Annotated in this window: 14 protein-coding genes; 11 read left to right on the top strand and 3 right to left on the bottom strand. The window is 58.3% G+C overall.

Annotated features, from left to right (window positions below; genetic code table 11):
- Positions 1–24 precede the first annotated feature (24 nt).
- Positions 25–552 (bottom strand): outer membrane protein assembly factor BamE, encoded by a 528-nt coding sequence (locus AC07OV_RS13740; RefSeq protein ID WP_176998434.1) that lies wholly within the window; start codon positions 550–552, stop codon positions 25–27.
- A 98-nt stretch (positions 553–650) separates the two neighbouring features.
- On the opposite strand from AC07OV_RS13740, the gene fur reads away from it, so the two are divergent.
- Positions 651–1,055, top strand: coding sequence for a ferric iron uptake transcriptional regulator (gene fur / locus AC07OV_RS13735; protein WP_083360362.1), 405 nt, complete (start codon positions 651–653; stop codon positions 1,053–1,055).
- An 87-nt stretch (positions 1,056–1,142) separates the two neighbouring features.
- On the opposite strand, the gene recN is transcribed toward fur, so the two are convergent.
- Positions 1,143–2,816 (bottom strand): DNA repair protein RecN, encoded by a 1,674-nt coding sequence (gene recN / locus AC07OV_RS13730; RefSeq protein ID WP_495092395.1) that lies wholly within the window; start codon positions 2,814–2,816, stop codon positions 1,143–1,145.
- Positions 2,817–3,070: 254 nt separating this feature from the next.
- On the opposite strand from recN, the gene grpE reads away from it, so the two are divergent.
- From grpE to AC07OV_RS13690, 8 genes are all read left to right on the top strand, one after another.
- Positions 3,071–3,631 (top strand): nucleotide exchange factor GrpE, encoded by a 561-nt coding sequence (gene grpE / locus AC07OV_RS13725; RefSeq protein ID WP_016976812.1) that lies wholly within the window; start codon positions 3,071–3,073, stop codon positions 3,629–3,631.
- 102 nt (positions 3,632–3,733) lie between these two features.
- Positions 3,734–5,650, top strand: coding sequence for a molecular chaperone DnaK (dnaK, locus tag AC07OV_RS13720; RefSeq protein ID WP_176998432.1), 1,917 nt, complete (start codon positions 3,734–3,736; stop codon positions 5,648–5,650).
- Positions 5,651–5,968: 318 nt separating this feature from the next.
- Complete coding sequence (gene dnaJ, locus AC07OV_RS13715) at positions 5,969–7,093, top strand: molecular chaperone DnaJ (protein WP_178919542.1); 1,125 nt, start codon at positions 5,969–5,971, stop codon at positions 7,091–7,093.
- A 10-nt stretch (positions 7,094–7,103) separates the two neighbouring features.
- Entirely contained in the window at positions 7,104–7,910 is an 807-nt protein-coding gene (gene dapB / locus AC07OV_RS13710; RefSeq protein WP_494997788.1) for a 4-hydroxy-tetrahydrodipicolinate reductase, read from the top strand.
- A gap of 259 nt (positions 7,911–8,169) precedes the next feature.
- On the top strand, positions 8,170–9,306 hold the full coding sequence (gene carA / locus AC07OV_RS13705; protein WP_038843802.1) for a glutamine-hydrolyzing carbamoyl-phosphate synthase small subunit: 1,137 nt from the start codon (positions 8,170–8,172) through the stop codon (positions 9,304–9,306).
- A gap of 105 nt (positions 9,307–9,411) precedes the next feature.
- Positions 9,412–12,633 carry a carbamoyl-phosphate synthase large subunit gene (carB, locus tag AC07OV_RS13700; protein ID WP_176998429.1) on the top strand — a complete coding sequence of 1,074 codons (3,222 nt, stop codon included), beginning with the start codon at positions 9,412–9,414 and terminating at the stop codon, positions 12,631–12,633.
- A complete protein-coding gene (greA, locus tag AC07OV_RS13695) occupies positions 12,630–13,106 on the top strand; it encodes a transcription elongation factor GreA (protein WP_017139258.1) in 477 nt (158 codons plus the stop codon). Before carB ends, greA begins: the two co-directional genes overlap by 4 nt.
- 28 nt (positions 13,107–13,134) lie before the next feature.
- A complete protein-coding gene (locus AC07OV_RS13690; protein ID WP_495092394.1) occupies positions 13,135–13,539 on the top strand; it encodes an MFS transporter in 405 nt (134 codons plus the stop codon).
- A 9-nt stretch (positions 13,540–13,548) separates the two neighbouring features.
- Here the strand turns inward: AC07OV_RS13690 and AC07OV_RS13685 are convergent, their stop codons facing one another.
- Positions 13,549–13,857, bottom strand: a complete 309-nt coding sequence (locus AC07OV_RS13685) for a YhbY family RNA-binding protein (protein ID WP_010206607.1) — start codon at positions 13,855–13,857, stop codon at positions 13,549–13,551.
- Between the two features lie 105 nt (positions 13,858–13,962).
- Between AC07OV_RS13685 and rlmE the strand changes: the two genes are divergently transcribed.
- Positions 13,963–14,613 (top strand): 23S rRNA (uridine(2552)-2'-O)-methyltransferase RlmE, encoded by a 651-nt coding sequence (gene rlmE / locus AC07OV_RS13680; RefSeq protein ID WP_010206606.1) that lies wholly within the window; start codon positions 13,963–13,965, stop codon positions 14,611–14,613.
- 200 nt (positions 14,614–14,813) lie between these two features.
- The gene (gene ftsH, locus AC07OV_RS13675; RefSeq protein ID WP_176998427.1) at positions 14,814–16,724 is read left to right on the top strand and encodes an ATP-dependent zinc metalloprotease FtsH; all 1,911 of its coding nucleotides are present in this window, start codon (positions 14,814–14,816) and stop codon (positions 16,722–16,724) included.
- Positions 16,725–16,732: the final 8 nt, after the last annotated feature.

Below are 16,732 nucleotides of genomic sequence, written 5' to 3'. Positions count from 1 at the left end.
GGCTTTTTGTTGAGCGCCGCTTTATTACTGCGGGCTGGCGTCCAGAGGTTCTGGCGTCGGGACTGGAACGGTTTTCACGCCGTCGACGTCCTTTTGGATCTGGTCGAGCAAGGAGCCCGGCTTGGCCGGCACTTCGGATTTCGGTTTTTCCGCTTCCTGTGCAGGGGCGGTCACGTTCGTACCGTTGTCCTTGCCAAGCAAGGCTTCATCGCGGCTCACGCCGGGCATGAAGTCGCCGGACAGGCTGACAAGCTGGTCATTGCCATTAAAAATGACGCTGACACGCTCCTGTTGGCGTTCACCGCCACCTGGTTGAATGCTGTAGAGATAATCCCAGCGATCGGCATGGAAAGTGTCGGTCAGCAGGGGGTTACCCATGATAAACCGTACTTGCCGTCGGGTCATTCCCGGGCGTAACTGGTCTATCATATCCTGCGTGACGACATTGCCCTGCTGGATGTCGATTTTGTAAACCCCGGGGAATGAACAACCGGCGAGTGCGAGCAGTCCCACAAAGGTGAAACTGGTTAGCAAGAGCTTGGTGTTTTGCATCGGTGGGCGACTTCCACTATCTTGGCTGGGACAACGTAAACGCCGATCATACCCGTATTAAGAGAAGCTGCGAAGCAGCATCCGCGAGAAAGCTAACCATGGTTGAAAATAGCGAACTACGCAAAGCCGGTCTCAAAGTGACTCTGCCGCGAGTCAAGATTCTACAAATGCTCGATTCTGCTGAGCAGCGCCACATGAGTGCCGAAGATGTTTACAAGGCGCTGATGGAATCTAACGAGGACGTTGGCCTGGCCACGGTTTACCGTGTGCTGACCCAGTTTGAAGCCGCAGGACTGGTGGTTCGTCATAATTTCGACGGCGGTCATGCAGTGTTCGAACTGGCTGACGGTGGTCATCACGACCACATGGTTGACCTGGATACCAACGAGGTTATCGAGTTCACCAGCCCGGAAATCGAGAAGCTCCAGCACCAAATTGCCGAGGAGCATGGATTCGATTTGGTGGACCACAACCTGGTGCTGTACATCCGTAAGAAAAAGTAAAAAAGATGCAGATTTGCTCTGCGCAATGATCGAAGGCGACCCAGAGGTCGCCTTCGTGCTTTCTATAGAAGAGAGGAAAATGCCAGTTTAAGCCTTGGCGGCCACGACCATTTTCTTCGCGTGGGCCAGGGACTCCTTGGTCAGGTCGATACCCCCAAGCATTCGTGCCACTTCTTCCACGCGTTCCGACTTGTTCAGCTTCGACACGGCGGTGTGCGTCGCGTCGCTTCCCCGTACTTTATGCACAAACAGATGTTGATGCCCTTGGGCGGCCACTTGCGGCAAGTGCGTTACCGTGAGCACCTGGCCGCGATCACCCAGGCGACGCAACAACTGGCCAACAATCTCCGCCGTCGGCCCGCCGATACCCACGTCCACTTCATCGAACACCAGTGTGGGGACGCGTGAGGTCTGGGCGGTAATCACCTGAATCGCCAGGCTGATACGCGACAGCTCACCACCAGAGGCGACTTTTGCCAATGCCTTGAGCGGTTGCCCAGGGTTGGCGCTGACCAGCAGTTCAACTTGCTCCAGACCATGAGGTTGCAGTTCGTTGCTGGCGTTGGCGCGCAGTTCAATGGTGAATCGCCCGCCCGGCATGCCCAGTCGCTGGATCTCCGCTTCCACTGCGCTGGCCAGGCTGTTAGCCGCCTGCTGGCGCAGGTCGCTCAGTTCGCGGGCTTTTTCTTGATAGTGGCGTGCAAAGGAGGCGAGCTCTTCGCCCAGTTGTTCGATGGACTCATCGTTAGCGTTGAGGGTCTCGATTTCATCCAGCAGTTTCTGCTGCATGGCTGCGACTTCGGTGGGCTGGATTCTATGTTTGCGCGCCAGGGTATAGATGGTGTCTAGGCGCTCTTCGATTTCCTGCAATCGCGCAGGGTCAGCGTCGAAGTGGTCCAGGAAGCGGTTGAGTTCGCCCACGGCTTCCTCGACCTGGATCTGTGCGCTGGTCAGCAACGTGGTGGCTTCGCTCAGGGAGCCGGACGCGCTGTTGACGCTGGACAGGCGGTTGAGGCTGGCGGTCAGCGCATTGAGCACGTTGCCGGAATCACTCTCGCTGCACTGTTCCACGACCTGGCGGCAAATACCTAGCAGGGTTTCAGCGTTGGTCAGGTTTTTGTGTTCCTGTTCCAGCTGTTCAAGTTCGGTCTCGCCAAGCCCCAGGCTTTCGAGCTCTTCAAGCTGATAGCTCAGCAGTTGGTGCCGGGCGCGCTGCTCGTCTCCGGAGTTGGAAAGGCGCTCCAGTTCCTGGCGAGTCTGGCGCCAACGTTGTGCAGCAAGTTGCACTTGCCGGGCAAGGTCGGTGGCGCCCGCGTACTCGTCGAGTAGTCGGCGATGCGTATCGGTCTTTAGTAGGGATTGGTGTTCGTGCTGGCTGTGAATATCGATCAGCAGCTCACCCAGGGATTTCAAGTCGCCCAGGGGGCAGGGCGTGCCATTGATGTAGCCGCGAGAGCGTCCTTCAGCAGTGATGACCCGGCGCAGGATGCAAGGGCCTTCAATATTCAGGTCGCGTTCTGCCAGCCAGGCTTCTGCCTCGGGAATGTCCGCCAGGTCAAACGTGGCCAGGATATCGGCCTTGTCGGCGCCAGGGCGCACAACGCCGCTGTCGGCGCGGTCGCCGAGGGTAAGGCCCAGGGCATCGAGCATGATCGACTTGCCGGCGCCGGTCTCGCCTGTGATTACGCTCATCCCGCGATCCAGTTCGAGATCCAGGTGTTCAACGATGGCGTAGTTATGTACAGACAGGTGCACGAGCATGAAGACCGCTCCCAGGTGTTAGGTCTGGTTATTTATACAGTGTTTTGTTCGGGGCTGACAATCCTGATGCTTAGCTCGATTTGCTTGAGTGGCCTGGTTTTTTAGTGCGACGAGGAATGACAGCGCGGGAATTGATCCAGAGCACCTGAAAGACTTTTGGTAACGCCTGCACCCTTGAACCTGGAAATTGTGGCCCCATATACCGGAACAGAAGCGCGAGTTGAGTTCGCGCATGATTTTGAAAGGAGAAAACTATGGCTGACGAACAGACGCAGGATACGCAAACTCCAGACGCCAATTCGGCTGTCGGCGATGAGCTGGCAACCCGCGTGCAAGTGCTTGAAGAGCAATTGGCCGCTGCGCAGGATCAGTCTTTGCGTGTTGCCGCTGATCTGCAGAACGTCCGCCGCCGTGCCGAGCAGGATGTAGAAAAGGCTCACAAGTTCGCGCTGGAAAAATTCGCCAATGACTTGCTGCCGATCATCGACAGCCTGGAGCGTGGCCTTGAATTGTCCAACCCTGACGACGAAAACATCCGTCCGATGCGCGAAGGGATCGAACTGACCCTGAAAATGTTCCAGGACACCCTGAAGCGTTATCAGCTGGAAGCGATCGATCCACAAGGCGGCGAGCCGTTCAACGCTGAGCATCACCAGGCCATGGCCATGCAGGAAAGCCATGATCTGGAGCCGAACAGCGTGCTCAAAACGTTCCAGAAGGGTTACCTGCTCAATGGTCGCTTGCTGCGCCCGGCGATGGTTGTAGTGAGCAAGGCTCCTGCACCGGTTTCGCCTTCTATTGATGAGCAGGCTTGAAATACGCCGCAAGGCCCCCATCTATAAGTCAAGCGTTTAAGTGCTACCGCAGTTAGCCACCACTGCTGCGGCAACCAAATTCAAGTTTCGGGAGAGTAAATCATGGGCAAAATTATCGGTATCGACCTGGGGACCACCAACTCCTGCGTCTCCGTCATGGAAAACGGCAAAGCCAAAGTTATCGAGAACGCCGAAGGCGCGCGTACCACGCCGTCGATCATTGCTTACGCAAATGATGGCGAGATCCTGGTTGGTCAGTCGGCCAAGCGCCAGGCTGTGACCAACCCGCACAACACCCTGTACGCGGTAAAGCGTCTGATCGGCCGTAAGTTCGACGAAGAAGTCGTACAGAAAGACATCAAGATGGTGCCTTACAAAATCGCCAAGGCTGACAACGGTGACGCCTGGGTTGAAGTCAATGGCAACAAGATGTCTGCTCCGCAGATCTCGGCTGAAGTCTTGAAAAAGATGAAGAAGACGGCTGAAGACTACCTCGGTGAAACAGTCACCGAAGCGGTGATCACCGTTCCGGCCTACTTCAACGACAGCCAGCGCCAGGCGACCAAAGACGCCGGCCGCATCGCGGGCCTGGACGTAAAACGTATCATCAACGAACCCACCGCAGCCGCTCTGGCTTACGGTATGGACAAGGCCAAGGGCGACCACACTGTGATCGTTTATGACCTGGGTGGCGGTACGTTCGACGTGTCGGTCATCGAGATCGCTGAAGTTGACGGCGAGCACCAGTTCGAAGTGTTGGCCACCAACGGTGACACCTTCCTGGGTGGTGAAGACTTTGACATTCGTCTGATCGACTACCTCGTTGACGAATTCAAGAAAGAAAGCGGCATGAACCTCAAGGGTGATCCGCTGGCCATGCAGCGTCTGAAAGAAGCTGCCGAGAAGGCCAAGATCGAGCTGTCCTCGAGCATGTCGACCGACGTGAACCTGCCGTACATCACTGCAGATGCCACCGGTCCTAAGCACTTGAACGTGAAGATCTCTCGCGCCAAGTTGGAAGCACTGGTTGAAGACCTGGTTCAGCGCACCATCGAACCTTGCCGCATCGCGCTGAAAGACGCCGGTATCGACGTTGGTTCCATCAACGACGTGATTCTGGTGGGCGGTCAGACCCGTATGCCACTGGTACAGCAGAAAGTGACCGAGTTCTTCGGCAAGGAAGCACGTAAAGACGTGAACCCGGACGAAGCGGTTGCCATGGGTGCTGCCATCCAGGGCGCGGTATTGGCCGGTGACGTAAAAGACGTGCTGCTGCTGGACGTGAGCCCGCTGACCCTGGGTATCGAAACCATGGGTGGCGTAATGACTGCGCTGATCGAGAAAAACACCACGATTCCTACCAAGAAATCGCAAGTGTTCTCGACTGCCGACGACAACCAGGGCGCTGTGACCATTCACGTGCTGCAAGGTGAGCGTAAGCAGGCTGCTCAGAACAAGTCCCTGGGCAAGTTCGACCTGGCCGAGATTCCACCAGCGCCACGTGGTGTGCCACAGATCGAAGTGACCTTCGACATCGACGCCAACGGCATCCTGCACGTAGGTGCCAAGGACAAGGCCACTGGCAAAGAGCAGAAGATCACCATCAAGGCCAACTCCGGTCTGTCTGATGAAGAAATTCAACAGATGATTCGTGATGCTGAAGCCAACGCCGATGCAGACGCCAAGTTCGCAGAGCTGGCCGGTGCACGTAACCAAGGTGATGCCCTGGTTCACTCGACGCGCAAAATGGTCGCTGATGCTGGCGACAAAGTGACTGCCGAAGAGAAGACCGCGATCGAAGCTGCCGTGGTTGCCCTGGAAGCCGCTATCAAAGGCGACGACAAGGCTGCCATCGAAGCCAAGGTTGAGGAACTGTCGAAAGTCTCCGCGCCAGTCGCTCAGAAGATGTACGCCGAGCAAGGCCAGCCGGCAGAAGGCGCTGCACAGCACGCAGAACCTGAAGCCAAGCACGACGACGTTGTCGATGCCGAGTTCGAAGAAGTCAAAGACCAGAAGTAAGTTGGTCGCCCGGTTGACCGCTATCAAGCGGTGACTGGTAGGATGTCGCCGCGCGGGAGCTTGCTCCCGCGTTGGCGTGTCTGGGGTATGCGAATTTTTACAGCATGCGACAACGTGCGGATGCTGGCGGTGTGATCGGGAATGCTCCTGCTTTCCGAGCAGTAAATACCGCACTTTTGGCCGGGTCCCTGGCTAAAAAGTAGTAATGACCAGGATCGTTGAATTGACGTGAGTTGGGTCCGGGCCTGTATTGGGGCTCAACGAGTTTGGCAAGGCTCAGGAGGGTCTGGCTGAACGTCCTTAAGAGTGCAAAGACTTATGGCAAAGCGTGACTATTACGAAGTGTTGGGTGTGGAGCGCGGCTCCAGCGAGGCGGACCTGAAGAAGGCTTACCGTCGCCTGGCGATGAAGCACCACCCGGACCGTAATCCGGATAGCAAAGAATCCGAAGAAATGTTCAAAGAGGCCAATGAGGCCTACGAATGCCTGTCTGATCCCAATAAGCGTGCGGCCTACGACCAATATGGTCACGCCGGCGTCGACCCGAGCATGGGTGGCGGTGGTGCCGGTTTTGGTGGTCAGAACTTCTCCGATATTTTCGGCGACGTATTCAGCGACTTTTTCGGTGGTGGTCGGGGTGGTCAGCGTGGCGGTGCCCAGCGTGGCAGCGACTTGCGCTACACCCTGGAACTCAACCTGGAAGAAGCCGTGCGCGGCACCAGCGTCAATATCCGTGTGCCGACACTGGTCAACTGCAAGCCGTGTGATGGCTCGGGTGCCAAGAAGGGCTCGTCGCCGATCACCTGCCCTACGTGTGGCGGTATCGGCCAGGTGCGCATGCAGCAGGGCTTCTTCTCGGTGCAGCAGACCTGCCCGCGCTGCCATGGCCAAGGCAAGATCATTTCCGATCCGTGCGATTCCTGCCACGGCGAAGGCCGCGTAGAAGAGTACAAGACGCTGTCGGTGAAGGTGCCTGCGGGCGTGGATACCGGTGACCGCATTCGCCTGTCGGGTGAAGGCGAGGCGGGGACTCAGGGTGGCCCGACGGGCGACCTGTATGTGGTGATCAATGTGCGCGAGCACTCGATCTTCCAGCGCGATGGCAAGCACCTGTTCTGTGAAGTGCCGATCAGCTTTGTCGATGCGGCCCTGGGTGGCGAGCTGGAGATTCCGACCCTGGATGGTCGGGTCAAGCTCAAGATCCCGGAAGGCACGCAGACCGGCAAGCAGTTCCGCATTCGCGGCAAAGGCGTTGCGCCGGTGCGGGGTGGCGGTGCTGGCGACCTGATGTGTCGCGTGGCGGTAGAAACGCCGGTCAACCTGAACCGTCGTCAGCGTGAACTGCTTGAAGAGTTCCGTGGTTCGATGGAGGGCGATGACTCCCACTCGCCGAAAACCGCGGGCTTTTTCGATGGTGTGAAGCGCTTCTTCGGCGACCTGTAAGGAATTGAGTATGCGACGTATAGCCGTAATGGGCGCTGCAGGGCGCATGGGCAAGACGCTGGTCGAGGCAGTGCAGCAGCGCTCGCCGGCCTCCGGGCTGACAGCGGCGATCGTTCGCCCTGGCAGCACGTTGATCGGCGCGGACGCGGGTGAGCTGGCTTCGCTGGGGCGCATCGGTGTTTCGCTGTCGGGCAACCTGGAGCAGGTGGCCGATGAGTTCGACGTGCTGATCGACTTCACCCTGCCGGAAGTGATGCTGAAAAACCTGGCGTTCTGCCGCAAGGCGGGCAAGGCCATGGTGATCGGTACCACCGGTTTGACGGCTGAGCAGAAGCAATTGCTGGTGGAGGCGGGCAAGGATATTCCTGTCGTCTTCGCGGCCAACTTCAGTGTGGGTGTGAACCTGTCGCTCAAGTTGCTGGATCTGGCAGCTCGCGTGCTGGGCGATGAGGCGGATATCGAGATCATCGAGACCCATCACCGTCACAAGATCGATGCGCCATCGGGCACTGCGCTGCGCATGGGGGAGGCGATTGCCGATGCGTTGGGTCGCGACCTGTCAAAGGTGGCGGTGTATGGTCGTGAAGGTCATACCGGTGCGCGTTCGCGTGACACTATCGGCTTTGCAACCGTGCGCGGTGGCGATGTGGTGGGTGATCACACCGTGCTGTTCGCTACCGAGGGCGAGCGCCTGGAGATCACGCACAAGGCTTCCAGCCGCATGACCTTTGCCAAGGGGGCGGTCCGCGCTGCGCTTTGGCTGGAGGGTCGCGAGCCTGGCCTGTACGACATGCGCGATGTGCTGGATCTGCACTAATCAGTAGCTAAAACGGGGCCTCAAGCTTATGCTTAGGCCCCGTTTTTACCCGCTAAGCGACGTCCTGTCGCATTCCCCTGCCTTTAAGGCTCATTAGCGGTGGACCAAAAAAGCCTTTTTCTGTAAGCTACAGCTTTAGTGTGTCCACTAAAAGCGCGCAGAATAATTCAGTGAACAAGCGGGGTGACGTGTCCATACGTCACTCCGCTTTTTTACAACCTGCGATCGCCCTTTCAGGCTTTATTTACGGGAGGTCTTCTTGACTAAGCCAGCCATACTCGCCCTTGCTGATGGCAGCATTTTTCGCGGCGAAGCCATTGGAGCCGACGGTCAAACCGTTGGAGAGGTAGTGTTTAACACTGCCATGACCGGCTATCAGGAAATCCTTACCGATCCTTCCTACGCCCAACAGATCGTTACCCTGACCTATCCGCACATCGGCAACACCGGTACTACACCGGAAGACGTCGAGTCTGATCGTGTCTGGTCGGCCGGTCTGGTGATTCGTGACCTGCCACTGGTTGCGAGCAACTGGCGTAACACGATGTCGCTGTCCGATTACCTGAAAGCCAACAACGTTGTGGCGATCGCTGGTATCGATACGCGCCGCCTCACGCGCATCCTGCGTGAAAAAGGTTCGCAGAACGGCTGCATCATGGTCGGTGACAATATCTCCGAAGAGGCGGCGATCGCCGCAGCGCAAGGTTTCCCTGGCCTGAAAGGCATGGACCTGGCGAAAGTTGTCAGCGTTAAAGAGAAGTATGAGTGGCGCTCCACTGTCTGGGACTTGAAAACCGACAGCCACGCGACCATCGAAGCCGCAGACCTGCCTTACCACGTGGTGGCCTACGACTACGGCGTCAAGTACAACATCCTGCGCATGCTGGTCGAGCGCGGTTGCCGCGTGACCGTAGTGCCGGCGCAGACCCCAGCCAGCGACGTGCTCGCCCTGCAGCCAGACGGCGTGTTCCTGTCTAACGGCCCAGGCGATCCTGAGCCATGCGACTACGCCATCCAGGCCATCAAGGACGTACTGGAAACCGAGATTCCGGTATTCGGCATCTGCCTCGGTCACCAACTGCTGGCCCTGGCCTCCGGCGCCAAGACCCTGAAAATGGGCCACGGCCACCACGGTGCCAACCACCCTGTGCAGGACCTGGATACCGGCGTTGTGATGATCACCAGCCAGAACCACGGTTTTGCGGTAGATGAAGCGACCTTGCCGAGCAACGTTCGTGCGATTCACAAGTCGCTGTTCGACGGCTCCCTGCAAGGCATCGAGCGCACCGACAAGAGCGCGTTCAGCTTCCAGGGCCATCCTGAAGCAAGCCCGGGCCCGAACGACGTAGCGCCGCTGTTCGACCGTTTCATCAATGAGATGGCCAAGCGACGCTGAGTGAGTGGTCTGCGGGCGGCCCCGAGCACCGGTGGCCCCCGCAGGCTCTTCAAAGATTGTTCAAGACGGCTTGCCGACTGACCTGCGGATTTGAGTGACAAACCCATGCCAAAACGTACAGACATAAAAAGCATCCTGATTCTCGGCGCTGGCCCGATCGTGATCGGCCAGGCCTGCGAATTCGACTACTCCGGCGCCCAGGCCTGTAAAGCCCTGCGCGAAGAGGGCTACCGCGTCATCCTGGTGAACTCCAACCCGGCCACCATCATGACCGACCCGGCCATGGCCGACGCCACCTACATCGAGCCGATCAAGTGGCAGACCGTTGCCAAGATCATCGAGAAAGAACGTCCGGACGCACTGCTGCCAACCATGGGCGGCCAGACTGCACTGAACTGCGCCCTGGACCTGGAGCGCGAAGGCGTCCTGGAAAAATTCGGCGTTGAGATGATCGGCGCCAACGCCGACACCATCGACAAAGCTGAAGACCGTTCGCGTTTCGACAAGGCCATGAAGTCCATCGGCCTGGCGTGCCCGCGTTCCGGTATCGCCCACAGCATGGAAGAAGCCAACGCAGTCCTCGAGACCTTGGGCTTCCCGTGCATTATCCGTCCGTCCTTCACCATGGGCGGCACCGGTGGCGGTATCGCTTACAACCGTGAAGAGTTCGAAGAAATCTGCGCCCGTGGCCTGGACCTGTCGCCGACCAAAGAGCTGCTGATCGACGAATCCCTGATCGGCTGGAAAGAGTACGAGATGGAGGTTGTCCGCGATAAGAAGGACAACTGCATCATCGTCTGCTCCATCGAAAACTTCGACCCGATGGGTGTGCACACTGGTGACTCCATCACCGTGGCTCCAGCGCAGACCCTGACTGACAAGGAATACCAGATCCTGCGTAACGCCTCCCTGGCGGTGCTGCGCGAGATCGGCGTGGAAACCGGCGGTTCCAACGTCCAGTTCGGTATTTGCCCGAACACCGGCCGTATGGTCGTGATCGAGATGAACCCACGGGTTTCCCGTTCGTCGGCCCTGGCTTCGAAAGCCACCGGCTTCCCGATCGCCAAGGTCGCAGCCAAGCTGGCGGTGGGTTACACCCTGGACGAGCTGTCGAACGACATCACCGGTGGCAAGACCCCGGCGTCCTTTGAGCCGTCCATCGATTACGTCGTCACCAAGCTGCCACGTTTTGCCTTCGAGAAATTCGCCAAGGCTGACGCCCGCCTGACCACCCAGATGAAATCTGTGGGTGAAGTCATGGCCATCGGTCGTACTTTCCAGGAATCCTTGCAGAAAGCCCTGCGCGGCCTGGAAGTGGGTGTTTGCGGCCTGGACGAGAAGCTCGACCTGGCCAACCCGGAAAGCATGAGCGTGCTCAAGCGCGAGCTGACCGTGCCGGGCGCCGAGCGTATCTGGTATGTCGCTGACGCCTTCCGTGCGGGCATGACTGTCGAAGACATCTTCGGCATGAACATGATCGACCCGTGGTTCCTGGTGCAGATCGAAGATCTGATCAAGGAAGAAGAGAAGGTCAAGACCCTGGGTCTGGCCAGCATCGACCGCGACATGATGTTCCGCCTCAAGCGCAAGGGCTTCTCCGACCAGCGTCTGGCCAAGCTGCTGGGTGTGACCGAGAAGAACTTGCGTACCCATCGCCACAAGCTGGAGATCTTCCCGGTCTACAAGCGCGTTGATACTTGCGCCGCCGAGTTCTCCACCGACACCGCCTACCTGTACTCCACCTACGAGGAGGAGTGCGAAGCAGCGCCGTCGGGTCGCGACAAGATCATGATCCTGGGCGGCGGTCCTAACCGTATCGGCCAAGGTATCGAGTTTGACTACTGCTGCGTACACGCCGCCCTCGCCCTGCGCGAAGACGGGTACGAGACCATCATGGTCAACTGCAACCCGGAAACCGTTTCCACCGACTACGACACCTCCGATCGCCTGTACTTCGAGCCAGTAACCCTGGAAGACGTACTGGAAATCGTGCGCGTCGAGAAGCCAAAAGGCGTGATCGTCCAGTACGGCGGGCAAACTCCGCTGAAATTGGCTCGCGCCCTGGAAGCCGCTGGCGTGCCGATCATCGGCACCAGCCCTGACGCCATCGACCGTGCCGAAGACCGTGAGCGTTTCCAGCAGATGGTTGAGCGCCTGAACCTGCGTCAGCCGCCAAACGCCACTGTGCGCAGCGAAGACGAAGCCATCCGTGCAGCCAGCAAGATCGGCTACCCGCTGGTGGTGCGTCCGTCCTACGTACTGGGCGGTCGTGCGATGGAAATCGTCTACGAAGAAGAAGAGCTCAAGCGTTATCTGCGTGATGCGGTGAAAGTGTCCAACGACAGCCCGGTGCTGCTGGACCACTTCCTCAATTGCGCCATCGAGATGGACGTGGACGCAGTTTGTGACGGCACCGACGTGGTGATCGGCGCGATCATGCAGCATATCGAACAGGCGGGTGTTCACTCCGGTGACTCCGCGTGCTCGCTGCCACCGTACTCGCTGCCGGCGCACATCCAGGACGTGATGCGCGACCAGGTCAAGAAAATGGCCCTGGAATTGGGCGTGGTCGGCCTGATGAACGTACAGTTGGCGCTGCAAGGCGAAGACATCTACGTCATCGAAGTCAACCCACGTGCTTCGCGTACCGTGCCGTTTGTTTCCAAGTGCATCGGTGTGTCCCTGGCCATGATCGCTGCTCGCGTGATGGCCGGTAAGACCCTGAAGGAAATCGGCTTCACCAAGGAAATCATTCCTAACTTCTACAGCGTGAAAGAGGCGGTGTTCCCATTCGCCAAATTCCCGGGTGTGGACCCGATCCTGGGCCCAGAGATGAAGTCCACCGGTGAAGTGATGGGGGTGGGTGATACCTTCGGTGAAGCATTCGCCAAGGCCCAGATGGGCGCCAGCGAAGTGCTGCCGACTGGCGGCACGGCCTTCATCAGCGTGCGTGACGATGACAAGCCGCTGGTTGCAGGTGTGGCCCGTGATCTGATCAACTTGGGCTTCGAAGTCGTGGCCACCGCCGGGACCGCCAAGCTGATCGAAGCTGCCGGCCTGAAAGTGCGTCGCGTGAACAAGGTGACGGAAGGCCGTCCGCACGTGGTCGACATGATCAAGAATGACGAAGTCACTCTGATCATCAACACCACCGAAGGTCGCCAGTCGATCGCGGACTCGTACTCCATCCGTCGTAACGCCTTGCAGCACAAGATCTACTGCACCACCACCATTGCTGCTGGCGAAGCCATCTGCGAAGCGCTCAAGTTCGGTCCGGAAAAGACCGTGCGTCGCTTGCAGGATCTACACGCAGGATTGAAGGCATGACCAAATACCCAATGACCGTCCAGGGCTTCAAGGCCCTGGAAGAGGAGCACGCCCATCTGACCAAGGTCGTACGTCCAAAGCTGAGCCAGGACATCGGTACGGCCCGCGAGCTGGGTGACCTCAAGGAAAACGCCGAATACCACGCTGCTCGCGAGCAGCAAGGTATGGTCGAAGCGCGTATCCGTGACATCGAAGGCCGTCTGCAGAACTCGGTGGTCATCGACGTGACGACGATTCCGAAGACCGGTAAGGTGATTTTCGGTACGACCGTGGAAATCGCCAACGTTGAAACTGACGAAAGCGTGGTTTACCACATCGTGGGCGAAGACGAAGCTGACTTTAAACTCGGCAAAATCTCCGTCGGTTCGCCACTGGCCCGCGCCTTGATTGCCAAGGAAGAGGGTGATGTGGTGACCGTCAAGACGCCTGGCGGCGTGACCGAGTACGAGATTGTTGAAGTTCGTCACGTCTGAAAGGCGGCGCCCGCTTCGTGCGGGCGCCATGCTGTGGCAACTCGCCCAGATGCTTTGGGTGGGTGGCCTATGGCTGCTGCATATTGGTGTATTACCGGCGTTGGGCCTGATTGGCCTGGCGCCGTTGCTGATCGATGAGATCGACGGACTACTGAGTGCGCTGCTGGTGGGTTTTGCGGCGGCGTGCGTGATTCTTCAGGCGCTGGTGCTGATCAAGGCTGAAGGCCTGGGGAGTTTGTGGCGGGATATTCGCGGCCAACTGCTGTTGATGGCGCTGTATGCATGTGCAATGTTTTGCGCGGTGCATATCTGGCTGCCGGAAGCGTTGCGCTGGCAGCTATTCAGCTATCTTGTGCTAGGGTTTTCCGGCCTGGTGCTGGTTATACAGCCGGCGCCCGGGTGGAGTGGCGGGGCGCGCGAAGCACGCCCGTGACCCTTTGAATCATTTGAAGCGATGAACGTTCGACAGTTGCTTGTTGACGCTGAAGTTCTTGCGATACAGCAGCGCCATCTTGCCGATGACCTGAACCAGGTCCGCTTTGCCAACCTTGCACAGTTCTGCAATGGCAGCCAGGCGCGCCTCGCGGTCGAGGATGTTGACCTTGATCTTGATCAGTTCGTGATCGTTCAGCGCGCGTTCGAATTCGGCTAACACACCCTCAGTCAAACCGTTGTCTGCCACAATCAGAACTGGTTTCAGATGGTGGCCAATGGATTTGTACTGTTTCTTCTGCTCTTGAGTGAGCGGCATAATCTGACCCCTGCGTCTGATCTTGTAAAAAGCGGCGGCCAGTTTACCCGAGGGAGTCCGGGACCGCCCAGTTAATCACGACCCGTTTTATTTTCGAGGTGGCCCGTGGCCCGTTCCAAAACTAGCCTTAAGTGGCTGCAAGAGCATTTCAACGATCCTTACGTCAAAAAGGCGCAGAAGGACGGTTACCGTTCCCGGGCCAGCTACAAGCTGCTGGAGCTCCAGGACAAGGACAAATTGTTTCGCCCCGGCATGAGCGTGATCGACCTGGGCGCCGCCCCGGGTGGCTGGTCCCAGGTGGCCAGTCGTCTGATTGGTGGGCAAGGCCGGTTGATTGCGTCCGACATCCTTGAGATGGACAGCATCCCTGATGTGACCTTCGTGCATGGCGACTTTACCCAGGACGCCGTATTGGCCGAGATCCTGGAAGCTGTGGGAAATTCGCAGGTAGACCTTGTGATTTCCGACATGGCCCCCAATATGAGTGGATTACCGGCTGTTGATATGCCGCGAGCCATGTTCCTGTGCGAGTTGGCACTGGATCTGGCCGGGCGGGTATTGCGCCCGGGTGGTGATTTTCTGGTCAAGGTCTTCCAGGGTGAAGGCTTCGACGAGTACCACAAGAACATCCGCAAGCTGTTCGACAAGGTACAAATGCGCAAGCCGGACTCTTCCCGGGACCGGTCTCGCGAGCAATACCTGTTGGCGCGGGGGTTCCGTGGCATTGAAGGCGCCGCTAGCGATGAGCGTCTTTGAAAGTTTGAAGGGAGTCGATAGGTTTTTTTATATCGCTTTCGTCACGAAGCTTTACGAATATTGTGTAGTCAAAGTTTCACAAAGGGTTACAGACGGCGCCTGCCAGAGTTGTAGGTAATGTAGTAAGTTAGGCCGGTGAATATCATGCGAAGCGCGCGCCAGTAGCGGAGCTTGCTTCAGAGGGTAGTTAATTGAACGATATGGCAAAGAATCTGATCCTGTGGTTGATCATCGCGGCTGTCCTGGTGACGGTGATGAACAACTTCTCCAGCCCTAACGAGCCGCAGACCCTCAACTATTCCGACTTCATCCAGCAAGTTAAGGATGGCAAGGTCGAGCGCGTAGCGGTTGATGGCTACGTGATCACCGGCAAGCGCAACGATGGCGACAGCTTCAAGACCATTCGTCCGGCCATTCAGGACAACGGTCTGATCGGCGACCTGGTGGATAACCACGTGGTTGTCGAAGGCAAGCAGCCTGAGCAGCAAAGCATCTGGACCCAATTGCTGGTAGCCAGCTTCCCGATCCTGGTGATCATCGCCGTGTTCATGTTCTTCATGCGCCAGATGCAAGGTGGCGCGGGGGGCAAGGGCGGGCCGATGAGCTTCGGCAAGAGCAAGGCGCGCCTGCTGTCCGAAGACCAGGTGAAGACCACTCTGGCTGACGTCGCAGGTTGCGATGAAGCCAAGGAAGAAGTCGGCGAACTGGTTGAGTTCCTGCGTGATCCGGGCAAATTCCAGCGTCTGGGCGGCCGTATTCCTCGCGGTGTGCTGATGGTGGGCCCGCCAGGTACCGGTAAGACCCTGCTGGCCAAGGCCATTGCGGGCGAGGCCAAGGTGCCTTTCTTCACCATTTCCGGTTCTGACTTCGTCGAGATGTTCGTGGGTGTCGGTGCAAGCCGCGTTCGCGACATGTTCGAGCAGGCCAAGAAACACGCGCCGTGCATCATCTTCATCGATGAAATCGACGCCGTTGGTCGCCATCGTGGCGCCGGCATGGGCGGCGGTCATGACGAGCGTGAGCAAACCCTTAACCAGTTGCTGGTTGAGATGGACGGCTTTGAAATGAATGACGGCATCATCGTCATCGCTGCAACCAACCGTCCGGACGTATTGGACCCTGCGTTGCTGCGTCCAGGCCGCTTCGACCGTCAGGTTGTGGTGGGCTTGCCGGACATCCGTGGTCGTGAGCAGATCCTGAAAGTACACATGCGCAAAGTGCCGATGGGTGATGACGTGGCTCCGGCCGTGATCGCACGGGGTACTCCGGGCTTCTCCGGTGCCGACCTGGCCAACCTGGTCAACGAGGCTTCGTTGTTCGCTGCCCGTACCGGCAAGCGTATCGTCGAGATGAAAGAGTTCGAACTGGCGAAAGACAAGATCATGATGGGCGCCGAGCGCAAGTCCATGGTCATGTCCGAGAAAGAAAAGCAGAACACGGCTTACCACGAAGCCGGTCACGCCATTGTCGGTCGCGTCGTGCCTGAGCATGACCCGGTCTACAAAGTGTCGATCATTCCTCGTGGTCGGGCACTGGGTGTCACCATGTTCCTGCCGGAAGAGGATCGCTACAGCCTCTCCAAGCGGGCGCTGATCAGCCAGATCTGCTCGCTGTACGGTGGTCGTATTGCAGAAGAGATGACCCTGGGCTTCGACGGTGTCACTACCGGCGCTTCCAACGACATCATGCGTGCCAGCCAGATTGCCCGGAACATGGTCACCAAGTGGGGCCTGTCGGAAAAACTAGGCCCATTGATGTACGCCGAAGAAGAAGGCGAAGTGTTCCTGGGGCGGGGTGGTGGCGGTCAAAACGCCAGTTTCTCCGGCGAGACAGCCAAGCTGATTGACTCCGAAGTACGCAGCATCATTGACCAGTGCTACGGCACGGCCAAGCAGATCCTGACTGACAACCGCGACAAGCTGGATGCCATGGCGGATGCGCTGATGAAGTACGAGACCATTGATGCCGATCAGATCGACGACATCATGGCGGGGCGCGCACCTCGTGAGCCTCGCGATTGGGAAGGCGGTTCGGGCACTTCTGGCACCCCGCCAGTGGTTCAGAACGAACGCCCTGAAAACCCGATCGGCGGCCCGGCAGCTGACCACTAAGGCTTGAA

The sequence above is a fragment of the Pseudomonas sp. GW821-FHT09A09 genome (assembly GCF_059418405.1).
The sequence above is the reverse complement of the archived record's forward strand: the minus strand, read 5'-3'. Positions and strand labels throughout refer to the sequence as shown.